Origin of the sequence: Runella sp. (genome assembly GCF_027484545.1) — a bacterium.
Taxonomy (GTDB): Bacteria; Bacteroidota; Bacteroidia; order Cytophagales; family Spirosomataceae; genus Runella.
This window is the reverse complement of record NZ_JAIXST010000182.1, coordinates 1-20,083: the sequence shown is the minus strand read 5'-3', so window position 1 is coordinate 20,083 and position 20,083 is coordinate 1. Positions and strand designations below refer to the sequence as shown.

General features: G+C 42.3%; 18 protein-coding genes. 11 read left to right on the top strand and 7 right to left on the bottom strand.

The features are described 5' to 3' along the window. Positions 1-230: 230 nt before the first annotated feature. Together Q0081_RS16995 and Q0081_RS31915 are read left to right on the top strand one after the other, a co-directional pair. On the top strand, positions 231-728 hold the full coding sequence (locus Q0081_RS16995) for a winged helix-turn-helix domain-containing protein (protein ID WP_298355689.1): 498 nt from the start codon (positions 231-233) through the stop codon (positions 726-728). Then, positions 721-1,068: a transposase gene (locus Q0081_RS31915; RefSeq protein WP_409034075.1), complete on the top strand. Its 348-nt coding sequence runs from the start codon at positions 721-723 to the stop codon at positions 1,066-1,068. Before Q0081_RS16995 ends, Q0081_RS31915 begins: the two co-directional genes overlap by 8 nt. Positions 1,069-1,131: 63 nt before the next feature. On the opposite strand, the gene Q0081_RS16990 is transcribed toward Q0081_RS31915, so the two are convergent. Next, positions 1,132-1,563, bottom strand: coding sequence for a hypothetical protein (locus tag Q0081_RS16990; protein ID WP_298355686.1), 432 nt, complete (start codon positions 1,561-1,563; stop codon positions 1,132-1,134). 130 nt (positions 1,564-1,693) lie between these two features. On the opposite strand from Q0081_RS16990, the gene nadA reads away from it, so the two are divergent. Further along, positions 1,694-2,692: a quinolinate synthase NadA gene (nadA, locus tag Q0081_RS16985; protein WP_298355683.1), complete on the top strand. Its 999-nt coding sequence runs from the start codon at positions 1,694-1,696 to the stop codon at positions 2,690-2,692. Between the two features lie 119 nt (positions 2,693-2,811). Next, the gene (locus Q0081_RS16980; protein WP_298355680.1) at positions 2,812-5,430 is read left to right on the top strand and encodes a valine--tRNA ligase; all 2,619 of its coding nucleotides are present in this window, start codon (positions 2,812-2,814) and stop codon (positions 5,428-5,430) included. Positions 5,431-5,505: 75 nt separating this feature from the next. Here the strand turns inward: Q0081_RS16980 and Q0081_RS16975 are convergent, their stop codons facing one another. Beyond that, positions 5,506-6,273 (bottom strand): hypothetical protein, encoded by a 768-nt coding sequence (locus Q0081_RS16975; RefSeq protein WP_298355677.1) that lies wholly within the window; start codon positions 6,271-6,273, stop codon positions 5,506-5,508. Positions 6,274-6,412: 139 nt separating this feature from the next. Then, entirely contained in the window at positions 6,413-6,877 is a 465-nt protein-coding gene (locus Q0081_RS16970) for an Lrp/AsnC family transcriptional regulator (RefSeq protein ID WP_298355674.1), read from the bottom strand. A 238-nt stretch (positions 6,878-7,115) separates the two neighbouring features. Between Q0081_RS16970 and Q0081_RS16965 the strand changes: the two genes are divergently transcribed. Beyond that, a complete protein-coding gene (locus Q0081_RS16965) occupies positions 7,116-7,637 on the top strand; it encodes an HAD family hydrolase (RefSeq protein WP_298355670.1) in 522 nt (173 codons plus the stop codon). A 222-nt stretch (positions 7,638-7,859) separates the two neighbouring features. Here the strand turns inward: Q0081_RS16965 and Q0081_RS16960 are convergent, their stop codons facing one another. Continuing rightward, positions 7,860-9,341, bottom strand: a complete 1,482-nt coding sequence (locus Q0081_RS16960; protein WP_298355667.1) for an arginine decarboxylase — start codon at positions 9,339-9,341, stop codon at positions 7,860-7,862. A 167-nt stretch (positions 9,342-9,508) separates the two neighbouring features. Here Q0081_RS16960 and Q0081_RS16955 point away from each other — a divergent pair, with 167 nt between their 5' ends. Then, entirely contained in the window at positions 9,509-10,867 is a 1,359-nt protein-coding gene (locus Q0081_RS16955) for a glycosyltransferase family 39 protein (protein ID WP_298355664.1), read from the top strand. 15 nt (positions 10,868-10,882) lie between these two features. Continuing rightward, positions 10,883-12,382, top strand: a complete 1,500-nt coding sequence (glpK, locus tag Q0081_RS16950; protein WP_298355661.1) for a glycerol kinase GlpK — start codon at positions 10,883-10,885, stop codon at positions 12,380-12,382. 44 nt (positions 12,383-12,426) lie between these two features. Here the strand turns inward: glpK and Q0081_RS16945 are convergent, their stop codons facing one another. Further along, the gene (locus Q0081_RS16945) at positions 12,427-13,251 is read right to left on the bottom strand and encodes a sterol desaturase family protein (RefSeq protein WP_298355658.1); all 825 of its coding nucleotides are present in this window, start codon (positions 13,249-13,251) and stop codon (positions 12,427-12,429) included. 113 nt (positions 13,252-13,364) lie between these two features. Beyond that, positions 13,365-14,324 carry an L-threonylcarbamoyladenylate synthase gene (locus tag Q0081_RS16940; RefSeq protein WP_298355655.1) on the bottom strand — a complete coding sequence of 320 codons (960 nt, stop codon included), beginning with the start codon at positions 14,322-14,324 and terminating at the stop codon, positions 13,365-13,367. 86 nt (positions 14,325-14,410) lie between these two features. Here Q0081_RS16940 and Q0081_RS16935 point away from each other — a divergent pair, with 86 nt between their 5' ends. From Q0081_RS16935 to xerD, 3 genes are all read left to right on the top strand, one after another. Next, positions 14,411-15,370: a VWA domain-containing protein gene (locus Q0081_RS16935; protein ID WP_298355653.1), complete on the top strand. Its 960-nt coding sequence runs from the start codon at positions 14,411-14,413 to the stop codon at positions 15,368-15,370. Positions 15,371-15,413: 43 nt separating this feature from the next. Then, positions 15,414-16,730: an ethanolamine permease gene (gene eat / locus Q0081_RS16930; RefSeq protein WP_298355650.1), complete on the top strand. Its 1,317-nt coding sequence runs from the start codon at positions 15,414-15,416 to the stop codon at positions 16,728-16,730. A gap of 233 nt (positions 16,731-16,963) precedes the next feature. Beyond that, a complete protein-coding gene (gene xerD, locus Q0081_RS16925; protein ID WP_298355647.1) occupies positions 16,964-17,857 on the top strand; it encodes a site-specific tyrosine recombinase XerD in 894 nt (297 codons plus the stop codon). A gap of 148 nt (positions 17,858-18,005) precedes the next feature. Here the strand turns inward: xerD and Q0081_RS16920 are convergent, their stop codons facing one another. After that, the gene (locus Q0081_RS16920) at positions 18,006-18,545 is read right to left on the bottom strand and encodes a hypothetical protein (RefSeq protein ID WP_298355644.1); all 540 of its coding nucleotides are present in this window, start codon (positions 18,543-18,545) and stop codon (positions 18,006-18,008) included. 142 nt (positions 18,546-18,687) lie between these two features. On the opposite strand from Q0081_RS16920, the gene Q0081_RS16915 reads away from it, so the two are divergent. Further along, the gene (locus Q0081_RS16915) at positions 18,688-19,857 is read left to right on the top strand and encodes an aminotransferase class V-fold PLP-dependent enzyme (RefSeq protein WP_298355641.1); all 1,170 of its coding nucleotides are present in this window, start codon (positions 18,688-18,690) and stop codon (positions 19,855-19,857) included. Positions 19,858-20,083 lie beyond the last annotated feature (226 nt).

The following is a 20,083-nucleotide window of genomic DNA, read 5'->3' as shown; positions in this document are numbered from 1 at the left end:
CCTCATGTAAAGAGGTCAAGGCCACAAATTTGGCTGGTTTGAGTCGTATTTTATCGTAATCCATAAGGAGGATAATGTCTCGCGAGTTATTATAAAATAATTTTGTCAATATTCACTAACAAATTTCTGAGAACTTAGGTATTCATTCATCAACAGTAAATCGGCATTATCATCAATATATTGCTTCAAAAAACTTTGATACGTATTTAGAGCGACATTACAAGCCTTGTGTGGGCAAGCTAACGGAAGCGCAATTACAAGCAGTAAAGAGTTACGTTGAAGCAAATATCTGTCATAGCTCTCTTCAAGTTTTGTCCTACATAAATATAACCTTTGGCCTAGTGTATAAGTCTGATAGTGTCATAGCCTTACTTCATCGACTGGGCTTTGTATACAAGAAGACTAAACTTGTTGCCTCTAAAGCCAACCTAGAAAAGCAAGAGGTCTTTATCAAGGAGTTTAGAGAAATAGAACGTAATCTGCCTGATAATGAGATTATTCTTTTTGGGGATGGTCTACACCCACGCCATAATACCGAGTCTACATACGCATGGATTGAGAAGGGAAAAGAAAAAGAAGTCCTCTCTAATACTGGCAGGGTACGCATCAATATAAATGGCGCTATCAATCCAGCCAACCCTACTGAAATAGTTTATCACGAATGCGACACCATTGATGCTGTCAGCACAATAGTATGGCTTAAATGTATAGAAGCAGCCTATCCGTAAAAGAAAACAATCCATCCGCTTCGGCGGTCCGATTTATGTTGATAATGCTCGCTATTATCGGTCTAAATTAGTAACCGAGTTCCTACTAAATTCACGCATTGAAATGCATTTCCTACCCCCATATTCGCCTAATTTGAATCCCATAGAACGCCTTTGGAAATTTATAAAAAAAGAAATAATTAAATCGAACTACACACCTGACCCAAACATATTCAAAGAACGAATTAGAGTCTTTTTTGCCAATATTCGCAACTACAAAGACAAATTAGAGTCTTTGATAAATACAAACTTTCAAAAACTCAATCCAATTACTACTGGATTGCAAACCTCTTTTGTTTGAGTATACCCTGACTGACGGTTTTAAACCGTCAGTCAGGGTATACTTCGGAAAGAATCTTTTCTTTTAAAATAAATCACGAAACTGATAGACGGTTATCGTAATGATAATTCCCCAAATAACTCCCCAAAGGAGCATTTGAGAGATAATGGAGTGGCGCGGTACTTTAAAAGATACGGCAATCAGAGTGCCCCCAATGGGCGTAAAAAGCAAAGGGGTAAGAATAGCAATGCCGGTCATACCCGCTTTTTTCCAAACTCGTACCGCCAATCGAGTCCGTTTGCTGAAAAGGCGCGGCTTTTTTTTGCGATAACGACTGATTAATTGCTGAATAGCCGTTCCCAGAAATACGAAAATTACTACACCGAGCATCATTCCCACGACGGTACACACGGCCGTTTCCCACCAATTTAGACTTAGCGCGATACCCGCTAAAGGCCCGGCAACGAACTTTAACATGCTTGCCAGTACGACTGAAATGTATTTTGCCCAAGGCATTTTTATAGAGTGGATTTTGTTGAACTCATGGCAAAGTAGTCATTAAGTTAGGACTACTAACCTAAAATCCAAAAAATCTGCTTAAAATCCAAAAACAAATTGTGTAAGTTTGGGCCAAATATCTGATAAAATGGAAATTCTCGAACAAGTAAAAAAATATGGCTACATGCGCGAAACCGTAGCCCCGAATGTAGATTTGATAGCGGAAATAAACCGCCTTCGGAAAGAAAAAAATGCCGTTATCTTAGCACACTATTACGTAGACGGTGCTATTCAGGACTTGGCTGATTACATTGGCGACAGTCTTGGACTTTCGCAGCAAGCTGCCAGTACTCCTGCCGACATGATTGTGTTTTGCGGTGTGCATTTTATGGGTGAAACGGCCAAAATTCTGAGCCCCGAGAAAAAGGTGGTTATTCCTGACCTGAATGCCGGATGTTCCCTGGCAGACTCTGCACCGGCCGATAAGTTTGCGGCTTTTAAAGCCCAATATCCTGACCATTTGGTGCTTTCTTACATCAACTGCTCGGCAGAAATCAAAGCGTTGTCAGATATCATTGTGACGTCCTCCAATGCCGTGAAGATTGTTGAGCAATTGCCGAAAGGCCAAAAAATCATCTTTGCTCCTGACGCCAATTTGGGGCGTTATGTAGCTAAGAAAACGGGCCGAGACATGGTATTGTGGGATGGCGCCTGTATTGTACACGTAGATATTTCGGAAGCCAAATTGAAGGCTTTACGCGAAAAATACCCGAATGCGCTACTCGTAGCTCACCCTGAATGCAAAGACAATATTTTGCTTCAAGCCGATTTTGTAGGTTCCACAACGGCCATTTTGAAATTTGTAAACGAAAGCCCCAACGACGAGTTCATCGTAGCTACTGAAGCGGGGATTTTGCACAAAATGAAACAGGCTGCTGCTGGTACAGGCAAGAAAATCATTCCGGCGCCTGCCACCGAAAACAACACCTGTGCCTGTAGTGAATGCCCGTACATGAAAATGAATACGGTCGAAAAACTCTATAACGCTCTTTTGTACGAACAACCCGAAATCACGGTTCCCGAAGACATTCGCCTTAAAGCGTATGAATCGGTGGATCGGATGCTGGAAATGAGTAAGAACCTATAATAAAGGCCAAACACAAACTGCAAAGGGCTTTTCAAGTCCTTTTCCCTATCTTTGCACACATTTTTTAACAGTTCACGGTCAAACTATGGAACGTGGACAATTGACTTATTGACTGATTTATGATTTCGAAGACCTACAATCCGCGTGAAATTGAAGACAAATGGTACAGTTATTGGATTGAAAATCGCTATTTCAATTCCAAGCCAAATCCTGAAAAAGAGCCTTATACCGTGGTCATTCCACCGCCTAACGTAACGGGCGTGCTGCACATGGGCCACATGCTCAACAATACCATTCAGGATGTACTCGTCCGCAAAGCGCGTATGGAAGGTAAAGAAGCCTGTTGGGTACCCGGTACCGACCACGCTTCGATTGCAACCGAAGCCAAGGTAGTAGCGATGCTCAAAGAACAAGGCATTCAGAAAAGCGACCTTACCCGGGAAGAATTTTATAAATACGCTTGGGAATGGACCGACAAATACGGCGGTATTATTCTTCAGCAATTGCGCAAGTTGGGAGCTTCCTGCGATTGGGATCGGACGCGTTTTACGATGGAACCTTCTCTGTACGATGCTGTCATTGACACGTTTATAGACCTTTATAACAAAGGGTACATTTACCGTGGCCATCGCATGGTCAACTGGGACCCGCAAGCCAAAACCACAGTTTCGGACGAGGAGGTGATTACCAAAGAAGTAATGACCAAACTGTGTTACCTCAAGTATCCAATTGTAGGTTCGGATGAGTCAATTATGATTGCCACGGTTCGTCCCGAGACCATCATGGCCGATTCGGCAATCTGTGTGCACCCTGAGGATGAACGCTATATCCATTTACATGGTAAAAAAGCATTGATTCCCCTCATTAACCGTGAGATTCCAATTATTACGGACGAATACGTAACGATGGATTTTGGAACGGGTGCTTTGAAAGTAACCCCTGCCCACGACCAAAATGACTACGATTTGGGCATAAAGCACAAATTGGAAATCATTGATATTCTGACGGAAGACGGGAAACTGAACGAAAAAGCCCGCATTTTGATTGGCGAAGACCGTTTTGTTGCCCGTAAGAAGATCATCAAAATGCTCGAAGAATCGGGCAATTTGGAAAAAGTTGAAGATTATAAAAGTAACGTTGGTCATTCGGAACGGACCAATGCGGTGATTGAGCCGCGCTTGTCATTGCAATGGTTTGTAAGCATGAAAGAGCTTTGCAAACCTGCGCTCGAAAACGTGATGAACGACAATATTCAGCTTCATCCTGCAAAGTTTAAAAATACGTATCGGATTTGGATTGAGAATATTCGCGATTGGAACATCAGTCGTCAGTTGTGGTGGGGACAACAAATTCCTGCTTATTACCTGTCAGACGGAACGGTGATTGTGGCTAAAACCAAACGCGAAGCACTACGCAAAGCACAGCATGAACTTCAACTTTTTGCCCTTACTGAAGCCGATCTTACTCAAGACCCCGACGTGGTAGATACGTGGTTTAGCTCGTGGCTATGGCCTATTTCGGTGTTTGATGGTATTAAAGACCCTAATAACGAGGATATTAATTACTATTATCCTACAAATGACTTGGTGACGGCTCCCGAAATTTTGTTTTTCTGGGTAATGCGGATGATTATTGCGGGCTACGAGTTTAGAGGTGAATTACCTTTCCGCAATGTGTATCTGACGGGTATCGTACGCGACCCTAAAGGCCGTAAAATGTCGAAATCATTGGGGAATTCTCCTGACCCATTAGCTCTGATTGACCAATACGGCGCTGATGGTGTAAGAACAGGAATGTTGTTCAGTTCGCCGGCAGGAAACGATTTGCTTTTTGACGAAAAACTGTGTGAACAGGGCCGTAATTTCTGTAACAAAGTATGGAATGCTTTCCGTTTGGTAAAAGGTTGGACCGTCGTAGATACAGGACATTCACAGGAGCGTCTGGCAGTAAAATGGTTTGATGCGAAATTGAATCAAACGATTGCTGAAGTTCTTGATTTGTTTGGCAAATATCGCCTTTCGGATGCGTTGAATGTAGTCTATAAATTGATTTGGGATGATTTCTGTTCGCAGTATTTGGAAATGATTAAACCCGAATATGGTCAACCCATCGACAGAGCTACCTTTGAGGCAACCATTGATTTCTTTGAAAAATTGATGGCGCTTACCCATCCTTTCATGCCGTTTATTACCGAAGAAATTTGGCAGGATATTCGCGAAAGAGGAGAAAAAGAAAGTCTTTGTGTGGCAGAATTTCCGAAATCCGGGGCTGTAGATACGGCTCTGTTGGCGGATGTTGAAATTTTCTTTGAGGTTGTTACAAACATTCGTAACCTACGCAGTACGAAGAATATAAGCCCTAAAACTGCTTTGCCCTTGGCTATCAAAACCGATAACCAAGGCTTATATCAGAAGTTTGAGGGACTCTTGGCAAAGTTGGCCAATATATCCGAAATCACCTACACTTCCGACAAAGCCGACGGAATGTCGTTTTTAGTAAAAGCGGATGAGTTTTTTGTGAATTTGGCAGGCGAACTCGACGTAGAAGCTGAAATCGAAAACCTTCAAAAAGAATTGGAATATACCTTAGGCTTCAAAAAATCGGTAGAAGCCAAGCTGTCAAACGAGCGTTTTGTACAGAATGCTAAAGCGGACGTGGTTGACAAAGAACGTCAAAAACTCGCCGATGCCGAAGCAAAAATTGTGGCCATTCAGGAAGCCTTGGCGAGAATGAGTTAAGGAATAATGTCTCAATTAAAATAGCCACATTTTCAGAGGAGAATGCGGCTATTCTTTTTTTGTTACTCATCCAATTTATTGTTTTAACTTCCATTGCCGGATACTATACCAACCTAATGCAATGAGGTAAGCAATGAATGTACCGAAGATGGGCAATCCCATAAGGAGCATTGGGCTGAATGGCCAATTTAGCTTTAATAAATAGCCAATAATAGTAACGGAGATTATTGCTGCTAAAGACATCCCCAAAACAAGGCGATATGGCCATATAAACGACTGAATGCGAAACACATTGAGGTAAACAAGAAGATAGGCGAGAGTTGCCAAAGCAGTTGTAAGAGCGTAGCTATAACGACTCACAAAACACCCTATTCCAAAAAGTCCGATTATGACTAAGGCAAGCCACGTATTTGAAAAAAACTGATTGACTTTTGGCGGAATTTGAATGGCAGCAGTTTCGGGGAAAAGTAAGAACTTTAAGGTATTCCATTCATACAAAAGGGCAAGCAGATTCAATAAAGTAAAAACCGCATCTACATAAGGAGTTCCCTGCCAATTTTGCGAAATGGTAACCATTAATATCCCTAAATTCATGGGAACGAGCATAATAAGCCCGACCAACGAATAGCGTTGTGTTAAGACCAATGCGCCGCTCATGACCTGCGAAATGGCAATAAAAAAGCCGAAAGTACGCAGGCCATGCGGAGTAAGTTGGGCGATGAGTAAAGGAGGACCGATAAGTTGCCCAAAGTGCCCGTCCGTTAATTTACAGAGCCCCGAAGAGGTAAAAAGGTAGCCCAAAAATAGCCTGATAAGCAGCGTGTTGAAGTCTTTAAAGGTCATGCAATTTTTTGAAAGACAATTTAAAGTTCCTGGCGGCAAGCCTCAAACAAAACGTGATAAACGGCAAAAATCAACGTGGAATGAACACAAAAAGCGCGACTTTGGGGCCGCGCTTTTATTGAATCAATGCGTTTATGAATTAATACGGAATCGGTAATACTTTACTTTCTTTAAAGGTAGAGAGTATAACCATCGTTTGTGTATTGGCTACTTCTTCAATTTCGTTGATGCACTCCAAGAGTAATTTTTGATACGAAGCAATGTCTTTTGAAATAACCTTCAACAAAAAGTCTCCTGAACCTGTAATGTGGTGACATTCAATAATTTCAGGAATTTCTTTCACTCGTTTAACAAAAGAATCAGTCACGTCTTTTTTATGACCTACCAATGATACCTGAATAAATGTGGTCACACCTAAACCCACTTTTTCTCGGTCCAACTGTGCGTGGTAACTTTGGATAATACCGTGCTGTTCCAGTTTTTTTACACGTTCGAGGGTGGGGGCAGGCGAAAGACCAATTTCTTTCGAAAGTTGTGCATTAGTGATTTTGGCATTCGATTGCAAAATATCCAAAACCTTGCGGTCTATCTGGTCTAATTTCATGAGTGAAGTTTAATTTTATAAAAAAGCGGGCAAACAAATAATATACTGCAAATCTACTACTTTTGTGTAACTATTTTTTAATAAAAGGGAAATTTTATTCAATAAAACCAAACAATTGCTAACTTTTGAAGAATAATCACGAACTGGTCTGAAATTTTTTTTTAATTTTTAACTATATTTTTTACTAAAAAATCATCAAATAGTATTATTACTGGACTTTAATGCTATACTTATAATTATGAAGCAAAAGTGTGTTTTTTTAGACCGGGACGGAGTACTTAATCAGGATATTGAAGGTTATTTGTCTCAGCCCGAAGATATGATTATTCCCAATGGTGTGGTCGAAGGACTTCAGCAAATGAAAAATGCAGGGTACTTATTGATTGTAGTTACCAATCAGGCGGGTATTGCTAAAGGGTTGTATTCTAAAGAAGAAGTCTGGAAGTGCCATCGGTATTTTCAGGAACAATGCGGTCACTTACTGGATGACCTGTACTACTGTTCGCATCATCCCGATTATGACAGTCGTTCGTTGATGCGCAAACCAGAATCACTCATGCTTGAAAAAGCAATTGCTAAGTACGATATTGACACGACAAATTCATGGATGGTAGGCGACCGTCCACGCGATATGCAAGCTGGCAAACGGGTGGGAGTACGTACCATTCATTTAAGCCATAACCCTCAGGAGTCGGCCGGCGACAACTTTGCTTCCAACTTTTTGGCGGCTACTCAGTTGGTGCTTGAATCGAATCGTTAATGCGGCTGATTACGCCTTTTTTTCGACTTTGGCAGAACTGTCATAAGCAGGACAGTATCCTTTGCGATTGCAGCTTGATGCTGCTAAAACTACCAAAATCAAAGCGAAAGAAATTGTTTTTTTCATGTTTATTGGATGATACTGATGCCCTAAGCAATATTTTTTGTATTGCTTAGGGCAGGTTATAACTTTTTTACTACGAAAATCGTGCCGTTTTTATTGTTAGCTATGCGCTAATTCCTCTTCAGCCTCAATATCAATGACTTGTCCGTTTGGGCTTTCTTCGGCGTTTTGAGGGGCTATATACTGATCATAACCCAAAATATGCAACATACTGTCGCTTCCCTGCTGATTAGCAAACAAACGAGTAACAATATTGCCTTCTTCGTCTCTGTCTACCAAAACGTGTTGTGGGGCAGGAATCAGGCAATGCTGAATACCTCCATAACCGCCCAGCGATTCCTGATAAGCACCTGTGTGAAAAAAGCCTACATATTGTACTTCTTTTTCCAACTCAAAAATGGGTAAGTACAAATCGGCGCTGTGGGCTTCCGTGTTATAAAAGTCCTGAGAATCGCAGGTTAAGCCACCAATGTTTACTTTTTGGTAGGCATTGTCCCAATTGTTCACAGCCAGCATGATGTACTTTTGATTCATTCCCCACGAATCCGGCAAATGCGTAATGAAAGAACCGTCAATCATGTACCACATTTCCTTGTCATTTTGGAGTTTTTGGTCAATGATTTGGTAAATCACTGCACCGCTTTCTCCTACAGTGTAGCTGCCAAATTCGGTGAAAAGATGCGGAACAGGAACGTTGTTTTTGTTACAGATCCATTGGATGTTTTCGACGATTTCGTCAATCATCTGCTGGTAATCGTAATTGAACTGCAAAGAGGTTTGAATTGGAAGCCCACCGCCAATGTCAATAGAATCAAGATCGGGGCAGATTTTTTTCAGTTCACAGTATTTAAACATAAAACGAGTCAATTCGCTCCAATAGTAGGCCGTATCTTTCATGCCTGTATTGATAAAGAAGTGAAGCATTTTTAGCTTAAACTTCGGATTATTTTGAATTTTGTCTTTGTACAGATCGTTGATGTCGCTGTATCTTACCCCCAAACGGGAGGTATAAAAGGCAAAATTAGGCTCTTCGTCGGTCGCAATCCGAATGGCAAAATTGATGGAATCGGCCGTTGTATTTTGCTCGTAATATTCAATTTCACGTAGATTGTCAAGGACAGGCATCACGTTGAAACCTTCGTTGATCAATTCTGTAATTGCTTTTTGATAATTAGGAAGTTTGTAGCCATTACAGATAATATACGTGCTTTTGTTGATTTTTCCGGCGGTATGCAGATTCCGAATAATGGGAATATCAAATGCAGATGAAGTTTCGATGTGAATGTTATGCTTTAGGGCTTCTTCCAGCACAAAACTAAAATGGGACGATTTCGTACAATAGCAATAGGTGTAGGAACCTTTGTAATTGAAACGTTTAAACGCGTTTTTGAACAGTTGTTTGGCGTTGCTGATGTGCTCGCCAATTTTAGGTAAATAAGTGATTTTGAGGGGTGTACCATACTGGCGAATAATGTCCATAAGGGGTACATTGTTAAACGATAGCTCATCGTTTTGGACGTTAAACTCCAGCGTTGGGAATTCAAACGTCTGCTCAATTAGGTTTGTGTAAGAACTTTTCATCGTGCCTTAAAAGCATAAAAAGTGTATTTGGTGGAACATAGGAAAAAGCCTGCGAAATTCTCCCAAAATAACGGGTTTTGCAAGAAAAAAGTGCAATAAAGCTCCCATTAATCTTTACTTTTGTTGCCCCATAAGTGGGATGTGCCTTTAAACAGGCTACTTACGAATTGCGTATTTTATCTTTTGGTCAGATGTTGATTTCGTTTTTTGAGCGCGATAAAACGCTTCTCTCCTTACTTTGGTTTGGTATTGCATTGCGAGTTGTTTTGTATTTTTTTATTTCTCCATTCGGTGCGGATGCCCACGGCGAAATCATTAATTTCATTGCAACTCAGCACCGATTGCCGCACACACGAGAGATTTTCTGTGCCATGCATCCTCCGTTGTATTATCTCTTGGCACAACCCTTCTATGCTTTCGATGAGCTGTATAACCAAAAAGTAACCCAGATATTATCGGTTATTCTGTCTTGCCTTAACCTGTACGTTTTGTATCTGTTGGTAAAATATTATTTTAAAAATTTCCTGACACGCAATGTAAGTTTTTTGCTGGCGATTTTTCTGCATTCCTATATTACGTTTTCTTTATACGTGACCAACGACAGCCTGTCGTTTTTGCTGGGAACGTGGTGTTTTTGGTTGTTGTCGCGCTATTTTCAGATTCCATCTGCCAAAGGGGAACGTTGGTTGGCGCTGGCACTTGGCCTTGGCCTTTTGACGAAAGGCACTTTTTTAGCTTTTGTTCCCATCGTTTTTGGAGCCATTGCATTGACGTTAATACATTTCAAAGTCAGTTGGAAGCAACTGCTGATGCGGCTTATGATATCAGGGATAATTATGACAGCAGTAGGAGGTTATAAATTTGCCGAAAACTGGTATTACGAAGGCCGCCCCGTGGTTCATAACATGGATATTTTTCCACTAAATGACCAGAAAACGTACATTGGTCCAAAAAGCTTTTACGGTTTTCACTTGCCTCGGTTAATGAAATCGCCCACTATTTACAACGGTGATAATAAGTTAGTACACGTGTACCCCGTGATTATGTATGCTTCTTTTTGGTACAAATTTGCCGATCTCGAAAATGACTTCAACTTGGGCATAAAAACGCGTTTTAAATACATTGGCAGCTTAATTTATGCAGTAGCGCTGATTCCTACGTTCCTTATGTTACTGGGGTTGGGGTTAATGACTATTCAATCCGTTCGGTTTTTAACGCGCTTAACTACTCTAAACACAGTTGATTTTAAAGAAAATATTGAAAAAGCTACCTGGTTAGGGCTTTTGCTGATGAGCATAGCGCTGGTATTGGCAGCAGGCTATAAATACGAGGCCTGGTCGTGTTTTCACGGGCGTTTATTTTTACAATCTTTCTTCAGTTTGTTGGCGGCACTTTACACCGGACTGTCTTATTTACAACCTCGAAGTAAACTGTTGTTTAGAGTAGGTATTTATGGTATGATAACTTTGGCTCTTTTATCCAGTATATATTTCGGTGTTGAAAGTTTGTATAAGTTGATTGCTTAAAAACCCTTTAACCAAATGTCAAAATACGTAGCCGCTATTGACCAGGGTACCACCAGTACCCGCTGTATTATCTTTGATCGCCAGGGAACTATAATTTCTGTCGGGCAAAAAGAACACCAACAGATTTACCCACAACCGGGTTGGGTAGAACATGACTTGGAAGAAATTCGAAAAAATACCCTTGAAGTAATTGCTCAAGCACGTATCAATGCCTCTATTTCGGCGGCTGATATTGCTGCGGTAGGAATTACCAACCAACGTGAAACGACAGCCGTGTGGAATCGTCGTACGGGGAAACCGTACTACAATGCACTCGTTTGGCAAGACACTCGTACGGGCGACTTGGTCAATCAGTTTGCCGAAGACGGGGGCCAAGACCGTTTTCGGGCCAAAACCGGTTTGCCTTTGGCTACTTATTTTAGTGGTTTAAAACTCCGTTGGTTGTTGGATAATGTATCAGGATTGCGCGAAGATGCGGAACGCGGTGACGCACTCTTTGGCAATATGGATACTTTCCTGATTTGGCATCTTACGGGAGGAACAAGCGGTGGAGTGCACGTCACAGATGTAACCAACGCCAGTCGTACTCAATTGATGAATCTCCAAACCCTCGAATGGGACGATGAGTTACTGTCAGTGTTTGAAATTCCCAAATTGATGTTGCCTGCCATCAAAAGCAGCAGTGAAGTGTATGGCAATGTAGTACTGGATGTACTTCCCCATGTTCCCATTGCTGGAGATTTGGGCGACCAACATGCGGCATTAGTGGGACAAACCTGTTTTGAGCCCGGCCAAGCCAAAAATACCTACGGAACGGGTTGCTTTATGTTATTAAACACAGGTACTGAGTTAAAAACCTCCACACAGGGATTATTGACGACAGTTGCTTATAAATTTGGAAACCAACCCGTCAATTACGCCTTGGAAGGCAGTGTGGCTATTGCCGGGGCGTTAGTACAATGGTTGCGCGATAATTTGGGAATGATTCAAACCAGTGGCGAGGTAGAAATCTTGGCAAAAGTGGTGGAAGACAATGGGGGTGCCTACATTGTGCCTGCTTTTTCGGGCTTGTATGCTCCTTATTGGAAAGCCGATGCGCGTGGCGTCATTGCAGGATTAACGCGTTACGTCAATAAAAACCACATCGCCCGGGCTGTTTTGGAAGCAACGGCTTACCAGACTCTGGATGTGATGAATGCAATGGAAAAGGATGCGGCGATTAAGCTTAAATCACTGCGAGTGGATGGAGGAATGGTGGCTAATCATACGCTGATGCAATTTCAGGCTGATATGCTTAATGTGCCTGTTGTATGTCCGGCCGTTACCGAAACGACGGCTTTGGGTGCGGCCTATGCGGCAGGACTGGCGGTGGGTTATTGGCAAAATTTTGATGACTTACGTCAAAACTGGGGAATAGCGCAAACATGGACTCCCACCATGGGAGAAGAGAAACGCGCCAAACTTTACAAAGGCTGGCAAAAAGCTGTTGAACGTTCGTTTGGCTGGGAAGAGTAATGAGAGTGTCGAGTTCAAAGTGCAAAATGTCAAATGAGTTTTCTTTATTCGACACTCTGCACTTTGCCCTCGACATTTTTTGTGCTTTCCACTTTTTTGGTTTTTTTCTCGAACAACTTCTTAAAATCGGGGCTTTCGGTACCGATCCATTTGTCCCAAAAAGTAAAATACAAGCCATAATTGTACTTGAACTGCGAATGATGCAGGCTGTGGTGCGTGGCTCCAATCCACCATTTACCAAACCAATGCCGATGGAAATCGCGCGGATACAATTCAGTATTAAGGTGGTTGATGACGCTCGTTGTGGTCATTATCAGTAAAATAATACCGATGGCAATATAGTGCAATGGAATAACAAACATTAAGGCGGGCAAAACGACTGCCTGTAAGATACTTTCCATGGGATGGAAAGAAAAGGAAGTCCAGGCAGAAGTGGTAATGCTATCGTGATGGGCTTTGTGTACCCATTTATAGACCCGTGGGTGATGCATCCAACGGTGAAGCCAGTAATAGTAGGTTTCGTGTAAAAACAAAACGAGAAGAATACTTCCTAAAAACCACAAGGCTGAATAATCACTGAAATTCAGATAGATGCGCGTATAGCCCAACTGCCACGCCACTACCATTCCCGTACCTGCCAGCGCAAAAATAATTGCAGTAACAAACGAAAATCCAATTTCTCGCCAATGCTGTGCTGGACGGCGGGGGCGTTGATTAACTTCGCGATTTTGAAAAAAAGATTGGTACTTGACTTTAAACAGATAGTGAAACAGGGCCGCAATCAAAACATACCGCCCAAAAATCCCCAAAAATAGATAAAAAGCAGTTTGGGCAAAAATTACGGGTTGGGTAAAATCAATGGTTTCCATAAAGAAATAACTGCTTTAACCTCGTTTGTGTTTTTAGTGGTAGAAATTATACTAAGAATCGCCTGCTTTTTGAATTTTTTTAGTGCAACAAGAAGTTCTACTTTGCCTTTTTTTTACTCTCTCACCGCTGCTCGTCGGATACGATCATTGATAGCGCGCCCCAAGTCTTTTTCAGGCAGGAGTTCGGCATAAATAACGTCTATCGGGAGGCTGTCCAGTTGCCGCATGTACGAAAAAAGATGTTTGGCGGCTTCGGAATAGCTGCCCGTAAGTGATAAGATGCGTTGATTTTCGAGCGATACATTTTCAATGGCTATTTGGAAAGATAAATAGCCGATTTTCTCTTTTGAATAGTTTTTTGAAAGTTGCTCAAAGTCGGTTATAAATAAGGGTTTACGGGGTGAATAGTGGCTTTTTAACATTCCAGGAGCTTTGGGATTGGAACTGGAATGTGCTACAAGTTTCACTGTGCCAATGATTTTTTCCAAGGCTTCAACTGATGTTCCGCCCAAACGATAGACAACGGCTTCGTCGCCCTCAAAACCTACAATGGTTGATTCAATTCCAACCTGACTTTCGCCGCCATCCAGAATGTACGGAATTTTTTTACCTAATTGCTTTTCAACGTGTTGCGCTGAAGTGGGGCTGATGTATCCAAACGGATTGGCACTCGGAGCAGCCAAAGGAAAGTCCAGCGTCGAGAGCAATTCCAAAGTAAGCGAATGATTGGGAATACGCACGGCCACGGTGGATAAGCCGGAAGTTACTAAGTCCGAGATTTCATCTGATTTTGGCAATAGCAACGTAAGCGGCCCTGGCCAAAAAGCCTTTGCCAATTTTTGCGCTTTTTCAGGGAAATCAGCGATAAAGGAGGTAAGTTTAGACAGCGTATCTGTGTGTACGATGAGGGGGTCAAATTGCGGACGATTTTTGACGGTGAAAATTTTCAACACTGCGTCTTCGTCAAAAGCATTACCTGCCAATCCATAAACGGTCTCGGTCGGAATGCCCACTACCTGTCCTGCCTGAAGTAGTTGTTTTACGTATGAAATATCGGTTCCAATGATTGCCATGCTGCAAAGTTAGTCGACAGTTTACGGTTCACCTTTCACAGTTTGGGGATTTTTTGTTTATTTGAAGTGAATTTTAGCAAACAGGTATGAATTTTAATTATGAGCTCACGCTCGTTGAGTACATCTTTATCGGAATTTTTCTGCTCTTCTATACACTTTATATCGGTCGAACGGTTTTGGTGGCAAAAGCGCTTGGTACAACGGCGCGGGCAGTGGTAATCAAGTTTTTTCTGCGCACTACCTATTTTGCGTTAATGATAGTGGCTTTGCTGGGGCCCTTTTTTGGTGAGCCTGAAAGAGACATTATTGCCGAAGGGAAAGATATTATGGTTTTGGTAGATGTTTCTAAATCCATGGATGCGGGCGACGTGCAACCCTCTCGCCTCGAAAAAGTCAAATTTGAATTGCAGCAACTTATTGCCTCTTTGCACGAAAATCGTTTTGGTCTCATTATTTTTTCAAGCAGTTCGTTTCTGCAAGTGCCGCTCACGTTTGACATGGGGGCTTTTGAACTTTTTACACAATTACTAAATACGGGACAGGTCAGCAATCCGGGAACGGATATTTGCAGCGCATTCGACTTGAGTTTAGAGAAACTTCTTCAAAATCGGACTGTTAATACGTCTAAAATCATTTTACTTTTTACCGATGGTGAAAATTTCGGTACCTGTGAACGAAAGACGCTGACGTCTATTCGGCAGTTTGACTTGAAGTTGATGATTGTCGGAGTGGGAACCAATGGGGGGGGGCGTATTCGCCAAAACGGCAGCTGGGTCAAAGATGAAAATGGAGAAATTGTAACGACGCGACTTAACAGCAACTACTTACGAGAGTTAGCCAAGGCAACTAACGGAAAGTATTTCGAAATCAATAACCAAACCAATGCCATTGCTGATGTCGTCAGCGCTATTAATTCAGTGGAAAATCGCTTGATTGATAGCCGTAAAGTAGCCGTAGTGAGTAATAAATACCGTTACTTCCTCATGGCAGCTTTGGTATTAATAGCCTTGGATGTACTGGTCACTGTATCTTCATTTCAAGTATAATTTTCAATAACTGAAATTTCGTAACCCGATAACTTTTTATAGTATGTCACAAACAAACGGCCATTTACAGCCTTCGCTTACTCCTACGTTGCTTTGGGGTCTTGGGGTAGGATACGTCATTTCTGGAATGTATTTTGGTTGGAATTTTGGATTGGAAAAAGGAGGTACACTGGGCATGGCAGCCGCTACGGGTTTGGTGGTGATCATGTACGTTTGTTTTACACTTGGATATGCTGAGTTGGCTTGTGCTATTCCCAAAGCGGGCGGGATTTTTGACTATACTTCGCGTGCTTTGGGGCGAGATTGGGGGTTTGTTGCGGGTATTGCGCAGGTCGTCGAGTTTGTGTTGGCCCCTCCTGCCATTGCGGTAGGAATTGGCGCTCACGTCAATCTTTTTTTTCCGGAACTTCCTCCTAATTACGCTGCCGTAGGAGCGTATCTGCTTTTCACATTGCTCAATGCGATTGGGGTAAAATTAGCTGCTACTTTTGAGTTTTTTATCACATTTGTCGCCGTAGCCGGTTTGATTTTATTTGCGGGTATAACTTTTAGTGATATATCCCTGAAAAATTTAAGGCATAATGCGTTGCCCAATGGCTGGGCGGGAGCGTGGGCGGCTATCCCTTTTGCTATCTGGTTTTTTCTGGGAATTGAAGGATTGGCAAATGCCGCGGAAGAGAGCCAAAACCCGCAACGCGACCTTACCTGGGGGTTTGGTTCGGCGATGCTTACACTGGTTATTCTTTGTGCGCTTACGTTTGTGGGGGCAGTAGGAGTAGCTGGTTGGGAAGCTGTTGTTTTCAAAACCGATGGTACTACCTCCGATTCTCCTTTGCCTTTGGCACTGGTCCGGCTTGTGGGGGAGTCTGCTGGGCTCTATTTTGCAGTAATTATTGCGGGGCTTTTTGGTTTAGTAGCTTCTTTTCACGGCTTACTGATGGCGGCAGGCCGGGCTACTTTTGAGATGGGGAGAGCGGGGCATTTCCCAAAATGGATGGGACAGGTTCAAAGCCGCCTTAAAACACCGGCCAATGCTTTAATAATCAATATGTTCATCGGAATTATTGTACTGCTTTCCAATTCGGCAGCCGATATCATCGTGTTGTCGGTGTTGGGAGCGTTGACACTTTATGGATTTGGTAGTATTTGTGTGCTGCAACTTCGCCGCCGAGAGTCCCAACTCAAGCGTCCTTTCCATGCACCTTGGTATCCTTTTATCCCTTTTTGTGCCTTAGGATTGACCCTTATTGCACTGGTGGCGGTGGTAGTTTCTAACCCGAAATTAGCAATTTATTATGCGATAACGTTAATTGGTAGCTTTTTGATATGTAAGGCTTTTAGTATGTATCAAAAAGAATAAAAGGCGTTTAAATAATAATTTTGCGCTTTTTATTCTAATTTTAATATTTTTTAGGAAAATTATAATTAATTTTACCCCCGAATTCAATTTTATCTCAAACAAAATTGGATTTATAGAAATGGTGTGGATAACGTCGGAAAGCTGTTCGAACTCTCGAGCAGCTTTTTGTTTTTTAGGTCTGTCTTTCGGGAAAGGGATTTGCTACTTTTGCCTTTCGGAAATCACCAATTACCATGTGGGAAACCTATCTCAAGCAGTTTAAAGATTATTTAGTATTAGAACGCGGTTTGGCCGATAATTCGGTCGAAGCGTACGTGCGGGATGCCGCTAAATTGGCGGAATATGTCGAATTGCTGGGCGGGAAAGAACTGATAGAAATTACGGAATTTGACGTGTTGGAATTTTTGGGCTATCTCCATGATTTAGGATTGGCAGCTTACTCACAAGCACGGATTTTGTCGGGGATAAAATCGTTTTTTAAATACCTGGTTCTGGAAAACCTCCTCACTATAGACCCTACCCAACTCATTGAATCTCCCCATTTATCGCGCCATTTGCCTGACGTGTTGACCTATCCTGAAATTATTCAGTTATTGGAAGCCAATGATCTTTCAAAACCGGAAGGAATGCGCAACCGTGCAATGCTGGAAGTGCTCTATAGTTCGGGGCTTCGGGTGTCCGAATTGGTAAATTTGCAAATTACTAATTGTTATTTTGATGCCGGTTTTTTGCGGGTAATCGGCAAAGGAAGCAAAACTCGTCTCGTGCCGATTGGAGCAGATGCTATCCGGCAGACTCAGCTTTATGTTGAACATATTCGGAGCCACGTAGAGGTTCAAAAAGGTCACGAAGATTTTGTATTTCTCAACCGTCGCGGGAAGCAATTGACGCGAGTAATGGTATTTTTAGTGATAAAAGATTTGGTTTCAATCATTGGCTTGCATAAGACCGTCAGTCCCCACACGTTTCGGCATTCGTTTGCTACCCACCTGATAGAAGGGGGAGCCGATTTACGAGCCGTTCAGGAAATGCTGGGTCATGAATCAATTACTACGACAGAAATATACACCCATTTAGATCGCGAATATCTGCGGGAAGTGGTTACAAAATACCACCCACGAGCTTAATCCTATAAGGCTTTTATCACTATCAATTCATCAACCTTATAGTATAGGATTTCATAATAAAAGGCGCGGAAGTCAGTGACTCCCGCGCCTTCGGCTTACTTCCCCCCTTATTCAAATCACATTTGAAGAATCGTGATTTAAGATTTTTCTAAGCAACTTCACCGCTACTTTTTTCTCCCACAAAATAATCTTCGTTGTTTTTGAAGAGTAAGTTGAAGGAGGTCATCGAACCGTAGATTTTGGTGATGTACTGCTGTATATTTATTTTTTCTTCGTCGTCCAGTTTACTTGCGTTGATGCGTTGTTCGAGCACCCGAAGGCGGTCGCGCGTCATTACAATTTTGTGAAAAAAACTATCAATGGTCATCTCCTTAGAAGATAAATCACTTCGCCCGGGCTTTAAAATGATTTTCCCTCCTTTCCATTTGTCACCCAACGGAATGGTTGCGCTTGCATCCAACCACTTTTGAAGGATTTTGGTCAAGGATTGTTCCACATCAAAGAGACTGACAAAATCAGTGTCCAGCTCTACCGCCTCAATAATTTCTAAGGGTGTGTTTAATTTAATAACTTTGGTGCCGTGTTGAACAAACGTAATCGTATAACTGACGGATTTTAGATTGATAACAACCCCGTCTCCAAAATCAGCATGACGCACTCGTGACCCAACTCCTAAAATGGTATCCATTTTTTAACAACTATTTTTATGAGTTATAATAAGTGAATAACAAACACTGTGCCAAATTTTGTTTTTGATGAATAATTTTAAGAATAAATTTATAATTGCTTGGTAGGTAGGTATTTTATTTGGTTGATATTTTTTAATAAGCATGACAGTCTCGTCCATCACGTCTCGTTTTAGCCTTCCTGAAGGCGTTCATTTTATCAATTGTGCCACGCGCGGGCCGTTTTCCAAGGCTGTAGAACAAGCCGGTATATCGGCCATTCAGCATTTTACACCTACTATTCATCAGATCCGACCCGATGATTTTTTTGAACGGGCTTGGGTAGTTCGGGAGTTGTTTGGGCAATTGGTTCATTGTCCCGACAAAGAGCGTATTGCTGTTATTCCTTCGGTATCTTATGGAATGGCAATTGTGGCGAGAAATCTTCATCGAAAACCTAATTTGAAGGCGGGGCAGCATATTTTGGTCATTGGGGATGAATTTCCGAGCGATGTATATGCATGGACGCGGGTGTGCGAAGAATTATCGCTGCAAATCAAAACCGTCACGATGCCCGAAACAAGGCAAGTGGGAAAAGAATGGAACGCGCGGATTTTAGAGGCTATCGGTGAAGATACCGCTTTGGTAGTATTGCCTCATGTTCATTGGCAATACGGGATTCGGTTTGACTTAGAACAAATTTCAGAACGCGCCAAGCAATTTGGCGCGTTGTTGGCCATTGATGGTACTCAGTCGGTAGGAGCTTTGGAGTTTGACATTCAAAAAGTACGCCCGGATGCGTTGATTTGTGTGGCGTATAAATGGCTGATGGGACCTTATTCGATGGGTCTGGCTTATTTTGGTGAGTTTTTCGATGGAGGCACTCCGCTCGAAGAAACGTGGATGGCACGTGAGGAAAGCAACCTTTTTTATAAATTGACCGAATACCAAAATCAATACCGTCCCAAAGCTTATCGCTATAATGTAGGTGAGCATTCGCATTTTATCCAAATTCCGATGCTGGAAGTGGCCTTGCGGGAAAAATTGGAATGGGGGGGGGATCACATCCAGGCCCATTGTCGGGAGCTTTGGCAGGAGCCTGTACGGCAGCTCTCTGCTTTAGGCGTGACTTTTGAACCCGAAGCCGAACGGGCGCATCATCTGGTAGGGATTCGATTGCCTTCCGGAACCGACGTAATTAAAGTACAACAGGCTCTGGAAACCCGCAAAGTGATTGTAGCGGCAAGAGGGCAGGGGATTCGAGTATCACCCCACCTATACAACACCGCCGAAGATATGAATGCTTTGTTGGAAGCGTTGCGCAGTGCGCTGTAGCCGGCCTGTAACAGTTGAACCTTCATTATTTAGTTCATCGTCATTTTTCTTATTGATATTTTTTACTTGCTTTAGCCAGTTATCATTTATTCTTTACAAGCAATTACTCAGGGCATTTTGATAAAAACTTGGGATGAGCTACGTTTGTAAATTTTACGACCAAGCAAAACCCCAATGAAATTAACCCATCCCGAAAAAAAACGGATAACCGTTCCAAAGACCAAGT